General features: G+C 45.1%; 18 protein-coding genes. 10 read left to right on the top strand and 8 right to left on the bottom strand.

What is annotated here, in order from left to right; all coding sequences use genetic code 11:
- Positions 1 to 39: 39 nt before the first annotated feature.
- The 3 genes from ggt to FN815_RS05955 all read left to right on the top strand — a co-directional run bounded on the left by ggt (position 40) and on the right by FN815_RS05955 (position 4,672).
- Positions 40 to 1,725, top strand: a complete 1,686-nt coding sequence (ggt, locus tag FN815_RS05965; RefSeq protein WP_142453714.1) for a gamma-glutamyltransferase — start codon at positions 40 to 42, stop codon at positions 1,723 to 1,725.
- A gap of 196 nt (positions 1,726 to 1,921) precedes the next feature.
- Entirely contained in the window at positions 1,922 to 2,965 is a 1,044-nt protein-coding gene (gene mtnA, locus FN815_RS05960) for an S-methyl-5-thioribose-1-phosphate isomerase (RefSeq protein WP_142453713.1), read from the top strand.
- 546 nt (positions 2,966 to 3,511) lie between these two features.
- Positions 3,512 to 4,672, top strand: a complete 1,161-nt coding sequence (locus tag FN815_RS05955; protein ID WP_142453712.1) for a trans-sulfuration enzyme family protein — start codon at positions 3,512 to 3,514, stop codon at positions 4,670 to 4,672.
- A 31-nt stretch (positions 4,673 to 4,703) separates the two neighbouring features.
- On the opposite strand, the gene FN815_RS05950 is transcribed toward FN815_RS05955, so the two are convergent.
- From FN815_RS05950 to FN815_RS05940, 3 genes are all read right to left on the bottom strand, one after another.
- Entirely contained in the window at positions 4,704 to 6,302 is a 1,599-nt protein-coding gene (locus FN815_RS05950; protein WP_142453711.1) for a sensor histidine kinase, read from the bottom strand.
- A 128-nt stretch (positions 6,303 to 6,430) separates the two neighbouring features.
- Positions 6,431 to 6,820 carry a bacillithiol system redox-active protein YtxJ gene (ytxJ, locus tag FN815_RS05945; protein WP_142453710.1) on the bottom strand — a complete coding sequence of 130 codons (390 nt, stop codon included), beginning with the start codon at positions 6,818 to 6,820 and terminating at the stop codon, positions 6,431 to 6,433.
- A 53-nt stretch (positions 6,821 to 6,873) separates the two neighbouring features.
- A complete protein-coding gene (locus FN815_RS05940; RefSeq protein WP_142453709.1) occupies positions 6,874 to 7,809 on the bottom strand; it encodes an alpha/beta hydrolase in 936 nt (311 codons plus the stop codon).
- A 327-nt stretch (positions 7,810 to 8,136) separates the two neighbouring features.
- Between FN815_RS05940 and FN815_RS05935 the strand changes: the two genes are divergently transcribed.
- From FN815_RS05935 to FN815_RS05925, 3 genes are all read left to right on the top strand, one after another.
- On the top strand, positions 8,137 to 8,979 hold the full coding sequence (locus tag FN815_RS05935) for an outer membrane beta-barrel protein (RefSeq protein ID WP_142453708.1): 843 nt from the start codon (positions 8,137 to 8,139) through the stop codon (positions 8,977 to 8,979).
- Between the two features lie 198 nt (positions 8,980 to 9,177).
- A complete protein-coding gene (locus FN815_RS05930; protein WP_246075168.1) occupies positions 9,178 to 9,645 on the top strand; it encodes an REP-associated tyrosine transposase in 468 nt (155 codons plus the stop codon).
- Between the two features lie 252 nt (positions 9,646 to 9,897).
- Positions 9,898 to 12,078 (top strand): Tex family protein, encoded by a 2,181-nt coding sequence (locus FN815_RS05925; protein WP_142453707.1) that lies wholly within the window; start codon positions 9,898 to 9,900, stop codon positions 12,076 to 12,078.
- Positions 12,079 to 12,495: 417 nt separating this feature from the next.
- Here FN815_RS05925 and FN815_RS05920 read toward each other — a convergent pair whose 3' ends face one another.
- A complete protein-coding gene (locus FN815_RS05920; RefSeq protein WP_142453706.1) occupies positions 12,496 to 12,954 on the bottom strand; it encodes a YiiD C-terminal domain-containing protein in 459 nt (152 codons plus the stop codon).
- Positions 12,955 to 13,182: 228 nt separating this feature from the next.
- Between FN815_RS05920 and xseA the strand changes: the two genes are divergently transcribed.
- Positions 13,183 to 14,382 carry an exodeoxyribonuclease VII large subunit gene (gene xseA, locus FN815_RS05915; RefSeq protein WP_142453705.1) on the top strand — a complete coding sequence of 400 codons (1,200 nt, stop codon included), beginning with the start codon at positions 13,183 to 13,185 and terminating at the stop codon, positions 14,380 to 14,382.
- A gap of 376 nt (positions 14,383 to 14,758) precedes the next feature.
- Here xseA and FN815_RS05910 read toward each other — a convergent pair whose 3' ends face one another.
- Positions 14,759 to 15,910 carry a bifunctional chorismate mutase/prephenate dehydratase gene (locus FN815_RS05910; RefSeq protein WP_142453704.1) on the bottom strand — a complete coding sequence of 384 codons (1,152 nt, stop codon included), beginning with the start codon at positions 15,908 to 15,910 and terminating at the stop codon, positions 14,759 to 14,761.
- A 142-nt stretch (positions 15,911 to 16,052) separates the two neighbouring features.
- Between FN815_RS05910 and FN815_RS05905 the strand changes: the two genes are divergently transcribed.
- Entirely contained in the window at positions 16,053 to 16,625 is a 573-nt protein-coding gene (locus tag FN815_RS05905) for a pentapeptide repeat-containing protein (protein ID WP_185957184.1), read from the top strand.
- 164 nt (positions 16,626 to 16,789) lie between these two features.
- Here the strand turns inward: FN815_RS05905 and FN815_RS05900 are convergent, their stop codons facing one another.
- On the bottom strand, positions 16,790 to 17,383 hold the full coding sequence (locus tag FN815_RS05900) for a hypothetical protein (protein WP_142453702.1): 594 nt from the start codon (positions 17,381 to 17,383) through the stop codon (positions 16,790 to 16,792).
- Between the two features lie 227 nt (positions 17,384 to 17,610).
- On the opposite strand from FN815_RS05900, the gene FN815_RS18990 reads away from it, so the two are divergent.
- Together FN815_RS18990 and FN815_RS05890 are read left to right on the top strand one after the other, a co-directional pair.
- A complete protein-coding gene (locus FN815_RS18990) occupies positions 17,611 to 17,847 on the top strand; it encodes an SEC-C metal-binding domain-containing protein (protein WP_221930255.1) in 237 nt (78 codons plus the stop codon).
- A gap of 242 nt (positions 17,848 to 18,089) precedes the next feature.
- Complete coding sequence (locus FN815_RS05890; RefSeq protein ID WP_142453701.1) at positions 18,090 to 18,578, top strand: hypothetical protein; 489 nt, start codon at positions 18,090 to 18,092, stop codon at positions 18,576 to 18,578.
- Positions 18,579 to 18,949: 371 nt separating this feature from the next.
- Here FN815_RS05890 and polA read toward each other — a convergent pair whose 3' ends face one another.
- A complete protein-coding gene (polA, locus tag FN815_RS05885; protein WP_142453700.1) occupies positions 18,950 to 21,703 on the bottom strand; it encodes a DNA polymerase I in 2,754 nt (917 codons plus the stop codon).
- 520 nt (positions 21,704 to 22,223) lie between these two features.
- Positions 22,224 to 22,841, bottom strand: a complete 618-nt coding sequence (locus tag FN815_RS05880; protein ID WP_142453699.1) for a thioredoxin family protein — start codon at positions 22,839 to 22,841, stop codon at positions 22,224 to 22,226.
- Positions 22,842 to 22,901 lie beyond the last annotated feature (60 nt).

Below are 22,901 nucleotides of genomic sequence, written 5' to 3'. Positions count from 1 at the left end.
ATTTTAACGTCAAATTAAACAGCAATTATCTACAGTTTCATGCGCGTACTCCTTTTACTGCTCACCTTTGTTTTTACCTCCCATACTCTTTCCGCCCAGGTACTTACCTCAAAATCCTATGAAAATGGCCTGGTTGTTTCTGCAGAGAAACATGCTTCCGAAATCGGGCGTGATATTCTGAAACAAGGCGGAAATGCTGTGGACGCGGCCGTAGCCGTTCAATTTGCTCTGGCCGTAACCCTGCCCCGCGCCGGTAATATTGGCGGCGGTGGTTTTATGGTAATTCGCCTGGCCGACGGCGAAACTACCACCCTTGATTTCCGCGAAAAAGCCCCCCTGCAATCTTACCGCGATATGTATGTGCGCAATGGTGAAGTCGATTCGGATCTCAGTTGGGAAGGCATCCTGGCTGTGGGTGTGCCGGGCACCGTGGATGGCATGGTGAAAGCCCTGGAACGCTACGGCCGTATGCCCCTCGATGTGGTCATGGAGCCGGCCATACGTCTGGCACGTGAAGGCTATCGCTTGAGCTATACCCAAGCCAACGATCTGAACAATCATCGCGACACTTTTAAAAAGTACCAGGCTTCTGCCAAATATTTTACTACCGGGGATACCACCTTATTTAAAGAAGGCGACCTTTTTGTACAAACAGACCTGGCCACCACCCTGGAACGCATTGCCCGCTTCGGGCGAGAAGGTTTCTATTCCGGTCCCGTTGCCGATGCCATCGTTCGTGAGATGAAACGCTACCGCGGTATTATTGAGTATAAAGATCTGCGAGAATACGAAAGCGTTTGGCGGGACGCAGTTACCACTGAATTCATGGGCTATGAACTGCACATCATGCCGCCACCCAGCAGTGGTAGCGTGGCCATTGCTCAAATACTGGAAATGATAGAAGACTATCCGCTTAAAGAAATGGGGCACAATTCTGCTGAATATGTACATGTGGTAGCCGAAGCCATGCGCCGTGCCTTTGCGGATCGTGCCTATTACCTTGGCGATCCCGATTTTGTGGACATCCCCATGGAACAATTAGTCAGTGAATCCTATAATAACCAACGTATGGAGAGTTTCAGCGCGGATACCGTAACCCCATCCTCTTCTCTTTCGCATGGAGATATTCCCGGTTACAGTGAATCTTCCCAGACCACCCATTATTCGGTAGTAGATGCTGATGGTAATGCCGTTTCTGTAACAACCACACTAAATGGTTCTTTTGGCAGCCACGTATCGGTTAGTGGCGCCGGTTTTCTGCTGAATAATGAAATGGACGACTTCTCTGCCCAACCCGGAGAGCCTAATCAGTATGGGTTGATTGGGGCTGAAGCTAATGCCATTGAACCTGGTAAGCGCATGTTAAGCAGTATGACTCCGGCAATAGTTACTAAAGATGACAAGGTTGATATGATACTGGGCGCAGCAGGAGGTCCCCGCATTATCACCGCTACCCTCCAAAGTTTCTTGAACCGTGCGGTATTTGATATGCGGCCGATGCAAGCTACGGCTGCTGCACGTTTCCATCACCAATGGCTGCCCGAGGTTTTGTTTTTTGGTGATTTTGGACTAAGTCCTGACACCCGGGCTTTGCTTGAAGCCAAAGGACACCGGCTATTCCCCATGCCCGGAATTGGCCGTGCCCATAATATTTACCGAAATGATGACGGCCTGTGGACCGGAGCCCCCGATCCGCGTGCAGACGGAAGTGCAGAAGGATATTAGTTGAGTTCTGAGTTCTGAGTTCTGAGTTCTGAGTTCTGAGTTCTGAGTAAATTGTAGATTTCAAAATTACTTCCAAATCTTTGCTTGTTTAACCACGTCAATGCCGTGAAACAAATTTTGATTTATCGTTATCATCCTACATCTTCAATTAAATATTTAATTTGGCTTAAATTATAAGACAATACATTTTTAGAATATGGAACAGTCGTACGAATCTATTTCCTGGCAAGAAGATCACCTCGTAATACTTGATCAAACCCAACTTCCCCTCCGGGAAATTTATTCGGATATACATACGATCGGTCAGGTTTGGGATGCCATCAAAAAACTGAAAGTACGCGGCGCGCCAGCCATTGGCATTGCCGGAGCTTATGGATTGTATTTGGGCGTTCGGGAACTGGAATCCAAAAATTTCACCAGTTTTAATGTAGAGTTGAACCGCTGGATTGAATATCTGAAGACATCTCGCCCCACGGCCGTAAACCTGAGCTGGGCTTTAGAGCGTATCAATCAAACCGTATACGCCAATAAAGACAAGCCGCTGGATGAAGTAAAAAAGATCATGCTGCAAACCGCTAAAACCATCCACGATGAAGATAAGCGCGTATGCAAACAAATTGGGGAAAACGGGGCTGAACTGGTAGAAAAAGAAGCTAACATCCTTACCCATTGCAATACCGGGGCACTTGCTACAGGCGCTTACGGCACGGCCTTTTCGGTGATTTTGCATGCTCATCAGCAAGAGAAAGACATTCATGTTTGGGCAGATGAAACCCGCCCGCTATTACAGGGTGCACGCCTGACCAGCTGGGAGCTCAAAAAAGCTGAAATCCCTTTTCATCTTATCACCGACTCTTCAGCTGGGGCGTTGATGAACACCGGTAAGGTCGACATGGTGATTGTGGGTGCCGACCGCGTAGCAGCCAATGGCGACACTGCCAACAAAATCGGCACCTATTCCCTGGCCGTGCTGGCTAAAGAAAACGACATCCCATTCTATGTAGCCCTGCCACTTTCCACTTTCGATTTGGAAACCGAAACCGGGGAAGAAATTGAGATTGAAGAACGTGAACCGGAAGAGGTAACACATATAGCCAAATCTCCCATCACCCCAAAAAAAACCGATGCCTACAACCCGGCTTTTGATGTGACACCCAACAAGTACATTACCGGCTTCATCACAGAAAAAGGCATTGTTGAACCGGATTTCAAGGAGAACATTGCGGCACTTTTTAAGTGATATCTTTTTGAGGTGCGTTTAATATAGGATTGGCAGATTGTCAAATCCACTTTGTAGCTAGATAGCAGCAAACAGCTTTAATACCTCCTTGAAAGAAGCGAAAAGAGTGATTAGGGACACACCATCCAGCCCCCATTTCTCACTTTAATGACTACCCAAACCAAGTTTACTGGAAACGGAAAGATGGATACAGGCCAGGAAATTGTCCCTCTTTGGAGAGGGCATGCGGAATGAGCTTGCTCATGGAGCGAGGGAGAGGGAAGCCAAGGCCTCGGACCATGCCGTAAAATACGAAATTGCCACTGGCATTACCCTCTCTGGTTTTTCAGCAGCAAGGACGCTGCTTATAAACCGGTCTCTCAAAAGAGACACAGGATATGGGCATGAAAAACCAACGTGTCCATAAAGACGTAATTGGTTGCTAACCGTTATACCCTGATATTTGGTAACTATCCCACAAAAGCATTTTTATAGCCCGTTGGCTTATCCTATTTTATTGGCCACTCATGAAATGAAAATGTTCACTCACTCAATGCATCCACACTCATGAAGCGTAAAGCCACACAAGCCATTCGCACTCAAACCGAACGCAGTAAATTCGGGGAGCATGCCTCTCCCATCTACATGACCTCCAGCTATGTCTTCGAAAATGCCGAGCACATGCGGGCCATGTTTGCAGGCGAGGAAGACGGCAACGTATACAGCCGCTATTCCAATCCTACCGTAGATGAATTTATTGACAAAATCTGTCTGCTTGAAAACGCGGAAGCAGGCTGGGCCACCGCCTCCGGTATGGCCGCCGTATTCACCACTTTTGCCGCCCTTTTGGATGCCGGGGATGAAGTGCTGTCATCACGCTCGGTGTTTGGGTCTACCCACAAGCTGTTTACCCAGATTTTCCCCAAATGGAACATCCATACCAATTATGTTTCTGTAAATGATTTTGACGAGTGGGAAGAAGCCATCACCCCAAATACGAAAATTTTATACCTGGAAACCCCCTCCAATCCCGCTCTGGATATTGTAGATCTGGAAAAAGCGGGCGAACTGGCTAAAAAACACGATTTGATTTACGTGGTTGATAATTGCTTCACTACGCCAATCATCCAAAACCCTATTGATTTTGGGGCCGACTTAGTCATCCATTCAGCCACAAAGTACATTGACGGTCAGGGCCGCGGACTGGGCGGTGCGATGGCAGGCAAGCAAGAGCTTATTGATGAAATTGAAGCTTTTGCGCGTCACTCCGGCCCTTGTTTATCACCTTTTAACGCATGGATGCTCTCCAAAAGCCTGGAAACGCTGGAACTGCGTATGGAACGACATTCCAGCAGTGCATTGGAAATAGCAAAACGCCTGCAAGAGCATCCTTCCGCTGAGTGGGTGAAATATCCTTTCCTGGAAACTCATCCCGGTTACGAAACGGCTCAAAAACAGATGACGATGGGCGGAGGTATCGTCACTTTTGGAATTAAAGGAGGACTGGATGCCGGGCGTAATTTCCTGGATGCATTGGAAATGCTCTCACTCACCGCAAATCTTGGGGATTCGCGAACCATCGCCACGCACCCGGCCTCTACCACGCACTCAAAGTTAAGTGAAGAAGAACGTCAGAAAGTGGGCATCACGCAGGGGCTCATTCGCCTGTCCATTGGATTGGAAGATGTGGAAGACATTTGGGAAGATATTGAGCAAGCCTTGGGGTGATTGTAAAGCACTGATTTGAAAAAGGGAATAACTAAGCCTCCAGTGGCACTGACAGGCTAAAGGTAGTGAGCTCGCCCGTTTGGATATCGAGGTTAGTTTTTAACTGTTTACTGAACGCGTGAACGACTCTCATCCCAATACCCGCATGTTGATTCCGTGCAAAATTCGGAGGCAGCCCTTTCCCATTGTCTGTCACTTTAAGGTGAATGCTATTTTCATCCCTCAAAATCTCAATCACAACCTGCCCTTCGTCTCCTTCATCAAACCCATGATTACAGGAATTCATCACCAGCTCATTGATGATTAAAGCAAAAGGAATCGCGTGGTCCATGTCCATCATAAGGCCTTCTGTTGCATTTACTTTCAGAACCACTTTTTTATGCTCTTTGCGCAACGCTTGCTCAATCCGGTTGCTTAACTTAATGGCATAATTTCTTAGATCTACCCGGTTGGTCCGTCCCGTCTGTGACATAGACTCATGCACGATGGTAAGTGAACGAATTAGCGAATGGGAATCCTTGAGAATCTCTTCATTGCTTTTATGTCCTGAACCTTTGAGCTGCATTTCCAGGATAGCCAATACCATGGTAAGGTTACTTCGTACGCGGTCATGAATCTCGTTCAAGAGCTGATTTCGTTCGCTTAAGGTAGTCTGCAACTTGAGCTCTTTTCCCCGAAGGTCTACCGTTTGAGCATCTACCTCTTCCTGAAGTTTCCGGTTCCAGCTTCCCAGCAGGTAAATGCTTCCCGATCCCATAAAAAACAACAAACTGATCGAAATCCCGGTTACGATAGCGAAGGATTCATTTAAACTTGCCATGCTATTAAATACCTGCATAGAGATCCCCTGCCCTGCTATCTCCTGTTCAACCGAATAAGAGCCCAGCAACTTTGCCGATACAATAAATAAGGCCAACACCAACACTATCACGGAGATGGTAGAGTAGATCCAGGATAAAGACACTTCTTTCTTTTCGGGAGAACCAAACCACCGGGTGCGGTAGGTATAAAACATTGGGGTAAAGAAATAGAGCAAAGGAGCCGTTAACAATACGGAAATCAGAAAAAGAGTCACCCACCAGCTTTTCCAGATCGTGAGTGTTTCAAGCAACGGCAAATTAAAAAACCGGCTCCACACCAAAGCACCTAACGAACAAGCCAGTGCCGCAAATACCGAAACCACTACGTAGAAGGCAACACTTTTTAGAGAGCGAAGAGAAAGATCAAACGAAAAACTATAATACGAAAGGGCATATACAGCCAGCCCAAGCGTAAAAGAAAAAGCATATAAAAGCGCCCACGGCCAGCTCATTGAAGCTGAAAATGCATACACAAAGGTAGAAATAAAGACGGGAATAAATCCCCATTCAAATCCCAGCCAAAACATGAGTAAGAGCCCCAGTAGCATCGGTATTTGAATCAAAAAGACCTTTGCAATATTAGTACTGCCAAACTGATCCGAAAAGTCTACTGCTTGTCCAACAATCAATACCGATCCAATACTTAAGGCAATAACTGCCAGCCAACCAGTCAATAACAAGATAAACCGGATGTTTAAGATGCCCATACTAGCCAGGGCATAGTCTAGGGTAAACGGCTGGAAATTAGTGCTAACTTTAGAGTCCTTCATAGGTTTTTTGCAACCGATATTTTATCTCAAACAAAAGCAAAATCAACGCATACGTATGCAACCTATTAGCTTAGGTCGCTTCAAATATACCATAATTTGATAAAATTGCGACTCAAGGCTCTTATTTCTTATAACTGACCTTCAACAACATCGGAATTTACCTGGTGATGAGAACCATGCCATTGAACGTCCCCATTCTTAATGATGAAAAGCTGTGGTGACTCATGCCGAATTCCAAGTTTCTCTGCCACCAAATTAGAAATTGATCGTTCGGCAATCACATCAACCAGGTAAAAATCTGCTTTCCTTGCATCTTCAGCACTTAACGCTTTCAGATTTTTTAGCGCAAAAAAACTGGTAGCACAGCGGGGACTGTGTTTATAAATCACTTGCGGTTTTTGGTTTGATGCCATCAGGATGTCATCAAGTTCTTCCTCGCTGTGAATGTTTTCCCAGTTGATGGTACTTGAAGCATTATCCTCTCCTTCTCCACCGAAAAGTGTATCAAAAAAGCCCATGATTATTCAAAAAAATTGCTGCTGTTGAGATTATAACCTACTTATTATATCCATTAATCAGATGAAATGAAGCCTGTTTCTTTCAGCCACTCCTCACATAATGCTTTCCAGTATTCAGTAGAACCGGGATTTTGAACGATGTCAATATTATGCCCGCCCTGCGGAAAAATATGCAGGCTGGATTCGGTGCTTCCCTGCTCCAGCAACGCCTTATAAAATTGTATGCTGTTCATGGGGTGAACCGATGGATCGTTGGCAGCGTGTACCAAAAAAGCAGGCGAGGTTTCTCCGGTCACCCAGCGCTCGTTGGAAAACCGGTTTACTAAATCCTCTAAGGGGTTTTCACCCAGGAGATTTAACTTGCTGCCTTCATGGGCATATTCGCCAAAAGTGATAACCGGTGAGATCAGGATCATAAAATCCGGTATAAATGAAAGCTGGTCTAATGAATCTCCAATCGCTGCTTCATCCTTGGTATAGGTAGCTATAGAAGTGGCCAGGTGCCCGCCGGCAGAAGTACCTAAAACGCCTATTTTCTCCGGGTTGATTCCCAATGCTGCAGTCTGGGACCGAACCAGCCGCATGGCCCGCTGGGCATCCTGCAATGGCGCGATTTCCCGCTGAATCAAATCAGGCGACAGGGGCAACCGATAGTTTACCACAAATGCATGTACCCCCAGCGTATTAAACCACTTGGCCAGCTGGAAACCACTGTAATCGTAGGTCACATGGTGATAGCCACCTCCCGGAAAGATTACCACCGCCGCCCCGGAGTTTTCTTCTTTGGCGGGATGAAAACCATACATATGGGGATATTTCAGCTGATAAAAGCGATCGTTCTGTATGCTGTCTTCAATAGCCAGTCCTTTGGAATTGGGCAGCTCACCTTCCGGCCAGAGCATTTGTTTAGTTTGGGCTTGGGTTAGAGCCGGGTGACAGGCAAAGCTGAACAACAAAATACCGGCCAGGATTTTCAATGATGAGTTCATAAAATTGATAAGTGATTCATTTTTCCCGGAATATGGAAATTTTGAGAAGATATATGAAGGATAGTTTTAGCTCTCTTGGAAACTTCGTACTCATTCCCAACCACCCGGTTGGGAACAAGGCTCAAATTCTAATCACAAAAAACACCTGTCTATCCATCTCTTTTTACCATGATTCTTTAAGGTAAAACGATGTTTGAACTTGGGTATTAAATTCAACATTTATTCACATTTAAACTGCTTATTAAGTATTGACGTGAACAAAACTTGTTTATAAAGCAAGCATAACATGAATAGCTTTGGTGATAGGCCAATACTAAACACTTTTTTATGAAAAAAATATTACTGATCTCTATAATAGTCGTATTTGCAATAAACTATGCTGAAGCTCAATTTTACATTTCTGGTACCGGAGGATATTCCTTCGCTGCAAATGAAAAGACCTTGGGAAGCAGTACTACAGCCTCTGGAGTAACTGATCTGGAAGGAAGTTACGGTGAAGGAATTGAAGTTTCTTTACGAGGAGGTTACCATATTCATGAAAAGTGGGCAATAGAATTAGGATTAGGGTATTTGCACGGTTCTGATCAAGATGTACAATCATTAAATATTCCTGGAGCAAGTGCAGATTTAGATGCAAGAGGCAGAGCTTATGGAGCTTTCTTAGCTGGAGTTTATAACGTTACTGATAAATTTTATGTTAAAGCCGGCATATTAACTAAAATTGGAGGCAGAACAGAAGCCAATGCTGAATTAGCATTAGAGGTTCCTGCACAAATGGTAAATCCTGACGCACCTGATGGAGCTACTGTCCCATTAATGGCCGATTTTACTACCGATTTCAATGGAAAAATTCCTGCTGGAATTGTTGGGGCCATTGGTTATAAAATACCCGTCACCGACAAGTTTAATTTCTTTGCTGAAGTTGAATATATGGGAATTAGTGTAACGAGAGACGTTTCTAACTCATCAGACTTCTCGGCCAGTTTAGCAGGAGATGCCATAGATAGAGCTACTTTAACTAGTATTTTGTCTACAACCGATTTGAATCGATTAATCCCTTTATATTCCGAATCAGAAGTAAAATGGGGAGAAAATGGGCTGCCATCCTCTGATGCCCCGTATTCATCCATTGGAATCAATTTTGGCGTCACATATAGCTTCGATAATTAAATAAGCACATCACAAAAAAGTGGGTTGAAATTTTACTCACGGTTTTTGGCTACTCGCTTGGCATAATGCATACGCATTTAGTACTCGTAGCACTCGTTCCCAACCACCCGGTTGGGAATGCCAAGTCGGACCACCCGGTCCGACTAAAATATTTTGTAAGGAATGCCAATACTATAGCTCTTACAAAGAAAAAAGACCATGGGACGCAGCCGCTACAAATTTCACGAAGAATACTATCCTTACTTTATAACCAGCACCATACTTGAAGAACTTCCACTGCTATCTAAACCACAAATAGCTCAAATCCTTTTGGATCAATTTATCTTCATGCAAAAAGAAAAACAGGTCACACTCTATGCTTATGTAATCATGCCGAACCATTTCCACGCTATCGTTCAGGGAGAAAATCTTGGAAACAGCCTCCGACTCACAAAATCATATATAGCCCGGAAAACCCTGGAGTACCTAAAGCAAAATGAACATACTCGCTGGCTTAATAAACTAAAATGGAATAAAAAGTCACATAAAGCCGGACGAACCTACCAGCTATGGCAGGAAGGATCACATCCGGTACAGCTTAATTCGAGTGACATGGTACATCAGAAAATGGAATATCTGCATGCAAATCCGGTTAGTAGTGGATTTGTGGATGAACCGGCAGACTAGAGGTATTCTTCGGCAAGGGATTATTTGGGGTTGGACGGGTTGATTCCAGTTACGTTGTTTAGTAGTTAGCATGTGTAATCCTGCTTTACGCAGGGGGACCGGGTGGTCCCGGGCAGCATTCCCAACCGAGTGGTTGGGAACGAGCCTCACCCTCATCAGTATATCACTAAAAATTTCCTCATTTAACATTCAACATTTCTCCTCGCTCTTCTTATTTTCCCGCCCTTAATTTTTTGAACCTGAATTGCACCTATGAGCGATACCAAGATTTTTAGCTTTTTAGCGAAAGACCTGAACTTTTCCCAAAAACAAATCAGCACCGTAGCCGAATTTTTGGATGACGGCGCCACTGTGCCTTTCCTGGCCCGTTACCGTAAAGAGGCCACCGGCGGGCTTGATGAGGAACAAATCCGGGCCATACGTGACGGATTGGAAACACAACGCACACTGGAATCCCGCAAGGAAACCATCCTGAAATCCATCAAAGAGCAGGACAAACTGACGCCAGAGCTGGAAGAGCAGATCATCAACTGCACCGACCTGAAGACGCTGGAAGACCTCTACCTGCCCTATAAGCAGAAGCGCAAAACCCGGGGCGATAAAGCCAAAGAGAAAGGCTTAGAGCCGCTGGCTAAGCTCATATGGGAACAGGAGATTACTTCTGGCGACCCGGTGGAATACGCCAAAGAATACATCAACCCGGAAAAAGAAGTAGAAACCGTGGAAGATGCCTTTGACGGCGCCACCGACATCGTGGCAGAATGGATTAACGAAAACCTGGAAGTGCGGGAGATGCTGCGGGATGTATTCGCAAATCACTCCAATATCGTCACCAAGAAAAACCCAACGGTAAAAGAGCGCACCAATTTTGAAGATTATTATGATTTCTCTCAAAAGTCCAAACACCTGAAGCCCCATCAAATTCTGGCTATTAATCGTGGCGAACGGGAAAACATTCTGTTTGTGAATGTGGACCTTTGGGAAGAACGCACGCTCGAGAATATTGACGACAAAGTGATTTCCAACGACCTCAGCATATTTACCCCCTATTTGCAGGATGCGGTAGAAGATGCCTACAAACGCCTGCTGTTTCCTTCACTGGAACGCGAACTCCGCAGCGAGCTCACCGATAAAGCGGATGCTCATGCCATTGAGACTTTTGCCACGAACCTCGGCAATTTGCTGATGCAGCCCCCGCTGGATAAAAAAGTAGTGATGGGCATCGACCCCGCTTTCCGAAGCGGCTGTAAAGTAGCCGTTGTGGATAAGCACGGGAAATACCTGGAAGGCACCACCACCTACCCGACTCCGCCTCAGAAAAAAGTAGCAGAAGCGGAAGTGGTTTTTGAGACGCTAATTGACAAATATGGAGTAGAGCTCATTGCCATTGGAAATGGAACCGCCAGCCGGGAGACCGAGCAGATTGTGGCTGATTTCCTGCAAAAGCGAAAGGAAAAACACCCCGATGAAGAACTGCATTACCTGATTGTAAATGAGGCGGGTGCATCCGTGTATTCCGCGTCCAAAGTGGCGCGGGAGGAATTTCCTGAGCTGGATGCTGCCCAGCGTGGCAACATCTCCATTGCACGGCGTGTTCAGGATCCGCTGGCCGAGCTGGTAAAAATAAATCCGAAGTCGATTGGCGTGGGCTTGTATCAGCATGACGTAAACCAGAATCAGCTCTCCGGTAAACTTGATGACGTAGTGGAAAGCTGTGTAAACGAAGTGGGCGTGAACCTGAACACGGCCTCTGCCCCGCTATTGTCTCACATTTCGGGACTCAGCAAACGTGTGGCCCAAAACATTGTGAAGCACCGCGAAGAGGAAGGTATTTTTATTGATCGTGAGCAGATCCGGAGTATTTCAGGCGTCGGCGATTTCCGTTTCCAGCAAGCTGCCGGTTTTATGCGCATCCCCGAATCCAAAAACCCACTGGATAACACAGCCATTCACCCGGAAAGTTACGAGGCCGCCGAGAAGCTGTGTAACCTGTTTGGTATCAATTTGGATAAGCTTTCGGAAGAAAAAGACAAGATTGGAGCTAAATTTGAGAATGTGAATCTTAAAGAAACCGCTGAAAAGGTGGGTGTCGGCGTGCCTACGCTGGAACTCATTATCGAAAACCTGCAAAAACCCGGTCGTGACCCGCGGGAGTCGCTGCCCAAACCCCTACTGCGTACGGACGTGATGAAGATGGAAGACCTGAAGGAAGGCCAGAAATTAGAAGGCACCGTCCGTAACGTGGTCGATTTTGGGGCTTTCGTGGATATCGGCGTGAAGCAAGATGGCCTGCTGCATATTTCCAACATGAGCGACAAGAAAAAGATCGAAGATCCACACGATGTGATCAGTGTAGGCGATATCATCAAAGTGGAAATCCTGAAGCTGGACCTGGAGCGCGGCCGAATTGGGCTGGGTTTGGTTGGCGGGTAAAAGGAATTGGTTAATTGGTTAAAAGTGCCGGCAGGGACGACCTAATGTAGCACCGGAGTTTACTCCGGGGTTAACAGTATCCAAATGAATCAAATTCCGGAGGGATGGATGGCCCACGTAGTATTGATCGATAGAAATTGAGTCGAATCGTCCCTTCCGGGACTCGAAACTTTATTGTTTTCTTCCACGGGATGAATCCCGTGGCTACATTCAGTTATCCCTCCGGGATTTTATGTCAATAAGTCGTTCAATCAATAAGGGGCAAGGTTTTAATCCGGCAAATCCCTAAATCCAGTTAATCCTGGTTCAGTTGCCCATTTTTTGAACCAGGATTTTTAGGATTTTATTGATTATCAAGATTCTCTAACCCATTATCGAAAGCAAAATAATCCCTGGCTCCCTTATCCACTTATTTCCTTATTCCCTTACCTCCTCCTTCTCAAAAACCACAAACTCCCCTTCAAACTCAGCCTGCACCACACCTTGATATACAATTTTAGCCTGTAGTGTAATCCGGGTTTTCCCGAACCGGTTATACATCTCCCAAAATCGCTCCAGCGTTTCCTTTTTGGGGATGATGAGCTCTGAGGTAAAATCGTCCGACACGGGTTGCAGGTAATTTGTAGAGCTTTTACCAATTACAATTCTGGGCACTGGACCGTGTTCATCAAACAACAACCGCAGGTACGACCACCCCGTGGTAATCAACAAGCTGCTGATGCTGCCTCCAAAGGCCGTAGACCGATGGTTGATATTGACCGCCAGAGGTGCTTTAAACTTCACTTCCTCCCGGCTAAAAGCCACTGCCTCCACACCCAAAGCCTTAGTCACAGGGATATTTTCGTATAAATAATTCTGAATTTCTTGCTTCGTCATTTTGGTCTTGAAAGATCGTGAATCCTTAATTTAGTAAAGAGTATCAGAATTTTGATGCGAATAATATAGAACTGTTTGCCAATTTATGCGATGCTCAGACTATACAGCCGGTTTGAAGTCACGGTTCAAAGGCACCAGATCACTATATCACCATATCACCTTACCGCCTCATCCCTTATATTTGGGCTCGCATAAAATTCAGTTCATCTTGCAGAAGTAATACGATCCATGTCTGAAGACAACCAAATTCCTTTTTTGTTTGATATCCCTACGGTCTCCGAGCTCACCGATAAGATCAAATCACTGTTGGAGCAGAATTTTGTGGATATCCTGGTGGAAGGTGAAACCAGCAACGTAAAGCAAAGCCGTAACGGACACTATTATTTTACGCTGAAGGATGCTGAGGCCTCCTTACCCTGTGTGATCTGGCGAAGTATGGCCCAGCGGCTGGATATCGATCTCACTGACGGACAGCATATCGTAGTCGGTGGCGACCTGCAGGTGTATCCCCCGCACGGTCGCTACCAGATGATCGTAAGCCTGGTGCAGCAAGCTGGCATTGGTAAACTGCAACAAGCCTTTGAAAAGCTGAAAACTAAACTGAAAGAGGAAGGTTTGTTTGATGATGTTCACAAGAAGCCCCTCCCCAAATTCCCGCAGAAGATAGGCTTGGTGACTTCAGCCACCAGTGCCGCTTTTCAGGATATTCGATCCACCCTTGAAAAACGATGGCCACTGGCACAGGTAAAGCTGTATCATGCAAGTGTGCAGGGTATTAATGCAGCGCCTGAAATCGTAAAAGGCATCGAATATTTCTCACGCGAACAAAATGTGGATGTGGTTTTTATCGGTCGCGGTGGTGGTTCGCTGGAAGACCTCTGGCCTTTTAACGAGGAAGCCGTTGCACGGGCCGTATTTGACTGCACCGTACCGGTCATAAGTGCGGTAGGACACGAAGTTGATTTCTCCATCTCTGATTTTGTAGCCGATGCCCGGGCCGCCACTCCCACACATGCTGCTGTTGTAGGCACGCCCGATATCAACGAAATCCGTTTCCAGGTAGAAGATTACACACGCAAACTGGAAACCCATACTTCGGGAGCAATCGAGTTGTACAAAGACCGCGTATCCAATCTCGCAAAATCATATGCGCTTCAGGTAGTAAAACAAAAGATGGAATCGGCCCGAAACAACGTGCGAAACCTTGAGCAACAGATGAAGCATCGTACTGAGTCACTCATCCGAAATCATAAAGAACAACTGACCGAGCTCCATCATATACTCGACAAGAAAAATCCCAATGAGCCCCTTGAAAAAGGCTTTGTCCGCCTCTGGCAAGATGGAAAATGGATTCGAAAATCGGACCAGTTCGCAAAGCAATCGGCTTTTGAACTGGAGTGGGAAGACGGGAAAGTCGAGATGGAATAGTTCTGAGTTCTGAGTTCTGAGTTCTGAGTTCTGAGAGATGTGAATCAAATCAGAAAATCGAAAGACTAATTTAAGTTTTCGCCTGCCGCAAGCGTCTCGCTTGTGGCTTATCAATGTTTTTTAGTCTTATTTTGATAATAGTTAACGGGTAACTGGTTGGTCCAAGCGGACGCTTGAACCAATTGCTATTTTTAAAATGAAGCAAATAAGTTTTCTCCGTCTTGGATCTTTTGAGATTGCACCTCAAAAGAAATAGCCCTGCAAGGCTATGCCTTGCAAATGGCTAAGTAACTGAAATCAAGCTATAAAACAGCCTTTTCTAAAAGCTGTTACCCTTCTTCCTTATCGCCTTATTAACCTATTCCCTAATAACTCCCTACCGGTCATTTCCGGTTTCCTCTTTAGGATAGCAACCCAGAATCTTCAACTCTTCAGCCTTATCCTTGAGTTCTTCCAAGCCACGGGCTACCTCTTCATCGTCTACATTACCCAGAATATCCAGGTAAAAAGAATAGCGCCAGGGCTCATTCAGGCGTGGACGTGATTCCAGCTTTGACATATTGATCTTATGCTTGTGCAGCACATTCAGGCATTCAATGAGAGACCCCTCATCGTTGGACGTCACCATCATTAGTGAAGTTTTTGCCGGAATCTGGGGATCTACTTTTACCGGGGTTTTTGAGGCAATCACAAACCGGGTATAGTTTTCCCGTTGGTTGGCAATGTCGTGCTCAATTACGTGTAAGCCGTATAAATCAGCCGTATGAGCGCCGGCTATAGCGGCCTGTGTGATATCGCCATCCTCCAATATTTTCTTGGCGGAAATAGCCGTATCAATATATGATTCAACCCGGGCGCGCGGTACCCTCGATAAAAACTCTGAGCTCTGAGCGATTGCTTGCGGATGCGAAAGAATGCGACGTATTTTAGAAATATCTACGGGCTCGATAGCCAGCAAGCAGTGTACTACTTTCAGGATTTCTTCTCCCACGATGTGGATATTTTCATTCCCCACGATATCATAGGTATCATTAATAGCGCCGGCCGTAGTATTCTCAATGGGCAGGATGGCATAATCCACCTTTTCATCCATCAGGGCTTCTGCGGCCTTCTGAAAGGTATTGTATCCAATAGCATCTACTTGGGAGAAACGTTCACTGAAATGCCGGGTCGCAGCAAGGTGGCTGTAAGCTCCATCCGTTCCCTGATAGGAAACACGGATACGGTCACCGTTTACTTGCTCATTCTGGTGATCAACCAGAGAATGCGTTTGGAATCGAACCGAGTTTGTGATGATCTCTCGGAAAAGATGCTCGGCATAATAGCGATCCAAGCCAACTTCATGAGCCAGGTCTCGAATACGGTTCAGCAACTGCTCTTCCCGCTCGAGATCACGGATACCCTTCTCATTTTTAAGTTTAAATTCGGAAACTTCTTTTACCAGTCCCTGCCGCTGGGCCAGGGCCTGCAATATGGTACGGTCAATTTCATCCAGCTTTTTGCGGATGGAATCTAAATTATCAGACATAAATATTTATTTGTAAGTGAGTGAGTACCAGAAAGTACCAAAAGTATTGGGAATTTGAAGACCCAATTTTTTAAACATGATTTCCCATTTTTCTCTTACACCAGCTGCCTATATTCTACTTTTTAAAAATATAATTTCCACCATGTCCAAAGCTTATTTTGCCGAAGAAACCTTTTCCAATATCGATTTTACTAAAGAACCCCTTGAAACCGGAGATTACGAAATCTGCCGCTTTGTAAACTGCCAGTTTCCCAAATGTGATTTGTCAGAGATCGCTTTTATTGAATGTGAATTTGAGGGGTGCGATCTGAGTATGGCCAAAGTGTACGGCACTTCCATCCGTGATTGCCGTTTTAGCGAGTGCAAACTCATCGGTGTTCAGTTTGATAGCTGTAATGATTTTCTCTTTTCTGCCGAATTTGAGGCATGCAACCTTAACCTCGCCTCCTTCTTTCAGGCCAAAGTTAAGAACCCATCTTTCAAACAATGCAGTTTGCAGGAAGTGGAATTCAGCCAGGCCATATTGAAAGATGCTGTTTTTGAAGAATGTGATTTAGCCAATGCCACCTTCTCATCCACTCAATTGCAAAAAGCAGATTTTCGCCATTCTTATAATTTTATTATAGATCCGGAAACCAATCAAATTGAAGGAGCCAAATTTTCACTGCAAGGTCTGCCGGGTTTGTTGGATAAGTATGGGATTGAAGTGAACTAAGTCGAATCAATCTGATTAGTGGTTATTCCAGGAAGCAGGCCCGGAATCTTATTTTACCTTTAATATCAACCGCTGACTTTATAGCAACTATCAGGTCCCTGCCTGCACAGGTATGACTCCAATTTTACAAATATCCCTTTTCTAAACTTTTTGCCGAATTCACATTAATTACGTTCTGAAATCAATGGCTTATTTTCGAACTGTCCCATCATATCCCCGGCAATAAACCCGCATGCTTCCTTTACCGTACTTCTAACCAAATTAGGGTAATAGATAGTAGATAGTGCATGACTTTTACTCTTTCCCGATGCCTGCCCCTTTTTAAGAAGGGTTCCGTCTTTCATCAAAACAAAATTGTAAGTATAGGACAGAAACATATAATGCTGCCGGTTGCTGTTAAAAGTAAGAAGAGAGGAAACCGGACTAAGTTCTGCTTTATTAATCATTAATACATATCCATCTTTTGTTGATGAATCCCCAAGTTTTACCTCCTTAAATGACTTAGCGAAGGTCTTCTTCAGGCTTTGGCCCAACGAATTTCTATAGTCCGCTACTCTGAAGGTCACTTCCGAATATTCTTCAATCATGCTAAGAGTATCAGGAATTTCCTGATGCAAAACGATTTGTAAGTTTTCCCCGATGAGAGGCCCCTTGTAATCTAACTCGGCTGTAACGGAGAAAGGTTCAATGATCTGGGAAGATTGGATGCACCCGGTAAGTATCACGAATGGCACGAAAAGCAAAAACAATTTTCTCATAAGTAACCCTTTTTAAAATTGACACACGATTTGAAAATAGCATATAGAGGTATTTAAATTATTACATATCAATGTGATATTGCTGTTCTTCTTCGTTCTGCAAATCTGTTTTTTGGGCTTTACTTAAAGAAAATAAATTCATTATTCATTTTGAAATCCGGGAAAGAAAATATAAGATGTAAGACCAACTCACTCACTTTCAATCGCATCCTTAAAAATAGAATACTATGGCTGATACTCCCAAACGGAACGCCCCCTGCCATTGCGGAAGTGGGAAAAAGTACAAGAATTGCTGTCTCGAAAAAGATCAGTCCACACTCTCTTCAAACCTTGGGATGATCGGGCTTATTGTTATAGCCATATTTGGCATCTGGCTGTTATTCTCCAACATTTCATCCGGTGGTGTTGCCCAGGATTGTCCGGCCGGTACAGTTTGGTCTGATGCACATAATCACTGCCATTAAGAGGCCTTTGGAGAAGAGAACTCATTCATTCTCGTTCCGCTGCTCTGCTGCGGAATGCCCAATTGAGGCTCTGCCTCATTTTTTAGTTAGTGAACACAATGTTGGGAAAATACACTTTCCTTTTGAACCAGGATTTAAAGGATTTTCTTGATGGGCAGGATTTCTTTTTTCTAACTGCGTACAGATTTTGGGGAAAGAGTTAAAACTAGTATTTCAAATACAGTTTAAAAGATGTTTTAATTATGGACAATGAACTAATACATGCTGAAATAGAAATATTAGTTTTGGCTGAAGATAGTTTATCACTTGCAAGTAATTTAGCCAACCTAATACTAGAGAGGAATTTATATCATACAGGAGAAATCAAAGAAGGATATGATTGCCTAGCATATACTACTTCGTTTATTGTTACTTACGCACGGCCTTTCTTCAACAATTATGGATATAATGATTTTCCAGAGGAACTGCTGAGAGAATTAAATTCTCATCAAATTGTATTGCATGATGAACTAAAAGAAATGAGAAAAAAAGTAATTGCCCATGTCGATTCAACACATACTAAATTCTCACTCGGGCAAATTAATAATGAAGAATTTCCAAAGATTAATTCCCCCAGTTTTATCCACTTTGGTATTGAAAAAAGCAAAATGATAGATTATCAAAAGTTGATATCGACTTTGCGAACTTCTATCCAAATAAAATACGAGTCTTTAAAAAAGAAACTGGATTAACAATAAGTACACTATCCGCTATGAAATGATGGGGTGAGGCTCTGCTTCATACTTCTCTTTGGCAACAAATATTGCCCAACCTCCGATAACCAGTATCATCTTTATTAGATATGAGGCGGAGGTTTTTTCTTGTTTACTGTTTATCCCCGGGATAAATCCCGGGGCTATTCATGTTTGCATCCCTTCGGAATTTCTCAGGATTAGCTTTCTGGGTTTTGTCTCGTTCCCAACGTCTCCCGAATTAATCGGGAGGAATGCCTTCCGGAACCTCCCGATTTCAGTCATTGGGTCATAAAAAAACCATACGCTCCAACGCAGAGCGTGTGGAGCGAGGCCTTTTGACTTTTCACCTTTCCCTTTTCACTTTTGCCTTAATGCGCTTCCAGCCAATTCTTCGCTATCCCGGACTCCACCTTCAGCGGCACATCCAAATCCACAGCATTTTCCATGAGTTCTTCGATTTTAGCAGCCACTTCATCCTTTTCACTTTCATGAATTTCGAAAATCAATTCATCATGCACCTGTAGCAGCATGCGGCTGTTTTTGTTGTTTTCCTTCAGCCAGTGATGGATTTCAATCATCGCCAGCTTGATGATATCAGCAGCCGTGCCCTGTATGGGCATGTTGATGGCCGTACGTTCAGCAAAGCTCCGCACGTTCCAGTTGCCTGCTTTAATGTCCGGGATGTAGCGACGACGACCCAGCATGGTTTTCACATAGCCGTGTTCCCGGGCAAATTCCTTGGTATCATTGATGTAATCCAAAATCTTGGGAAATCGCTCAAAATATTGATCGATCATTTCCTTGCCTTCCTCATTATCTATTCCTAGGCGAGAGGCCAGTCCATAAGCACTTACACCGTAGGGAATACCAAAATTCACTTCCTTGGCTTTTCTACGCTGGTCGCCGTCTACATCGTCAATCGAATCCAGTCCAAAGATTTCCTTGGCCGTGCGGGCGTGGATGTCTTCGTCATTTTTGAAGGCTTCGATCATGGCTTCATCCTGAGAAATATGCGCAATCACACGCAATTCAACTTGTGAGTAATCGGCCGACATCAACTCAAACCCATCTTCAGCAATAAATGCTTTCCGAATTTCCCGTCCCCGCTTGGTTCGGATAGGGATGTTTTGCAGGTTGGGATTGGAAGAACTCAACCGTCCCGTAGCGGCCACGCTCTGGTTAAACTCAGTGTGTATCCGACCGGTTTCTTCTACTACCAGGTCCGGCAGCGCATCCACATAGGTGGATTTTAGTTTGGTAAGTTGTCTATAATCCAAAATCAGGCTGGGCATCTCGTACTTGGGCGCCAGTTTGGTAAGCACCGATTCGGCCGTGGAATACTGTCCCGTTTTGGTTTTCTTGCCGGCCGGTAATCCCATCTTCTCAAACAAAATAGTACCCAACTGTTGCGGGGAATTGATATTGAATTCCTCCCCGGCTTTCTCATAAATCTCTGCTTCCAACTCTTTCAGATCTTTGTCTAGTTCTTCGGAGAATTCTGAAAGCATATCTGTATCCAGCTTCACACCTTTCAGTTCCATCTCGCCCAATACTTCCATCAGGGGAAAGTCAACCTTGTAGGCAATTTCCAGCAATTCATCATCTTTCAGACGGTCGTTCAAAATCTCATAGAGACGAAGGGTGATGTCGGCATCTTCACAGGCATAGAGGTACACATCTTCAATATCCAGGTCGGCCATTGACTTCTGCTTCCTGCCTTTTCCAATCAAATCCTCGATGGGCACAGGTTTATAGTTTAACAGACTCTTGGAAAGCTCGTCCATCTTCAGTTTTTGATTGGCATCAATCAGGTAAGCCGCAATCATGGTGTCAAAGGCATTGCCCTTGAGAACGAGTCCGGCACGCCGCAGCATCATGAAGTCGAATTTATAGTTGTGAGCGATCTTCAAGATGTGATCGTCTTCAAACAAAGGACGCAAAGCATCAATTACCGCCACTTCATCCAGGCCACCTTCCACATTTACCGGAATATAATACGCCGTTCCGGGCGTAGCAGTCAGCGAAATTCCCACCAGAGAAGCGGTCACCGGATCAGCGCTATCAGTTTCGGTATCAAAACAAAAGCGCTCCTCATCTTTGTATTCATCCACCATGTCTTTCACCTTCTCGATGGTGTCAAGCAGGGCATAATTCACTTTCTCTTCGTCCAGCTCCTGCTGATCAGACTCTTCCTTGAAAGAACCAAATAAGTCCACTTGGTCGCCTTCTTTCTCGGCCACCGGACCTTCCGCTCCCAGGTATTTCTTGGTGAGCGTACGGAATTCCATCCGCTTGAAAAACAATCCAAGCTCTTTCTTGTCGGGACCTTCCCATTCCAGCTCTTTCCAGTCTTTTGTATTCGGCACATCCGTTTTTATGGTGACCATTTCCTTGGCATGCATTGCTTGCTCGCCATATTCCGTCAGGCCTTCACGGGCCCGCTTTCCTTTGATATTGGGGGCATCCTCAATAGCCGCTTCCAGCGATCCGTATTTTTTGATGAGCTTGGGTGCTCCTTTCTTCCCAATGCCGGGCACGCCGGGGATGTTATCTGAAGTATCGCCAATCATGGCCAGCACATCGATTACCTGTTCAGGATATACGCCGAAATAATCCTTCACGCCTTCGCGGTCAATGATGTTGAACCCACCGTTGTTGTTATCCGGCTTCATCATGTGGATGTGATCGTGCACCAGCTGCATAAAGTCTTTGTCGGGTGTCACCATCATCACGTCCACATCGTCGGCATTGGCCCCGTTGGCGATGGTACCGATGATATCGTCCGCTTCATAGCCATCCTGCTCTACATTTTGTATGCCCCAGGCCTTCACCATCTCTTTAATCAATGGGATTCCCACTTTCAGCTCTTCGGGCTGCGGAGGACGGTTGGCTTTGTACTCTTCGTCTTTTTCGTGGCGGAAAGTAGGTGCGTGCGTATCCCAGGCCACGGCAATGTGCGTGGGTTCTTTCTCATCCAGCATCTTTTCGAGGGTATTGGCAAACCCAAGGATGGGTCCGGTAGGAATGCCTTCAGAATTCTTTAACCGACTGTTAATAAACGCGAAATGGGCACGATACGCCAGTGCCATTCCATCCAGTAAATAGAGTAGTTTCTTGGCCATGTAATTGGTTTGGTTTGAGCCTTTGAATTAGCACTGGAAACTAAATTTTTTTGGCTCTAATTACGAATGGGGATTTTTGGGGGATATAGTGATATGGTGATATGGTGATATGGTGTTTTTGGGGTTGATGGTTTTTAGGAGTGAAAAGGGAAAGGGAAAAAGTAAAAAGTTTGTCCTGGTGGCAGAAGCATCCTCAACACATCTTTTTTGATCTATCCGATGCTGGTTTCATCACTCCTCATCTTCCAGAGGAAGATTTGGTGGGTAGAATAATTCAAGCCATCGAGCTGGCGTGCCGTAGGTACGCTTGGTGTGGTGTAGCCCACAATTGAGTGGCATCCCCGCACCAAATGTTCCGATGGAATATTATCAATGAGATGACATCTTCACATGTGAATCATGATTTAAAGGATTCTCAAGATTGTCATGATTTTTCCAGCCCAACCATAGCACATAGCACATAGCACATAGCACATAGCACATAGCACAACTAATACCTAAAACCTCGCACCTAAAAACCTTACTCCCACTCTTCTAACAGCTCCATAAACTCGGCCTGGAGGGTTTTACCTTTGTCCTTGGCGTACCAAAGATGGAGATTCTCGGCCGCTTTGGCGTTTTCAATGTCAGGATTGGCTCGTTCGTCCATGTATTTTTCGTGGGCAATGGCCGGGCGTGGTCCCCAGGTTCCTATCACATCAAGGGATTCATCATCCAACGCAATGAGCTTAGGAATAGAGCGCGAGCCATTGGTTAGGAATTCATCCATCACCTCGGGGTACTCATCACGCAAAATCATTTTTAGAGTGATATTAGGCGAAGCTTCAGCCATCTTATTGATGAAAGGAAGCAATTGAGCCGCATCCCCGCACCAACCTTCCGTAATTACTAACCAGGTGATGGGACGAGAAAAACCGGCCAGTTTCTCCTGCAGTTCTTCACTGATTTTCGCACGCCGATCCCAGCGCGAGGAACGATGCAGGTTCATTTTGGTGTATTCCAGCATCACGTCACGGTTGTCACCGTTTGTGGTTTTTCCCTCTTCTAAAAGAGTGTTTGTAAGCCCGGAATACGCTTCGTAATCCATGGCGTCTTCGATAAGTTCGCGGGTAATAGTCGTCTCTGTTGATGTATTCATAGTGGCGGTAAAACTAAAAAAAGTTCGTGAAGGTTTTGTAAATGAATCTAATTTCTAATG

The organism is Gracilimonas mengyeensis, assembly GCF_900182705.1.
Classification (GTDB): domain Bacteria; phylum Bacteroidota; class Rhodothermia; order Balneolales; family Balneolaceae; genus Gracilimonas; species Gracilimonas mengyeensis.
Note: the sequence above shows the minus strand (reverse complement) of the source record. Positions and strands in the feature narration are given on the sequence as shown.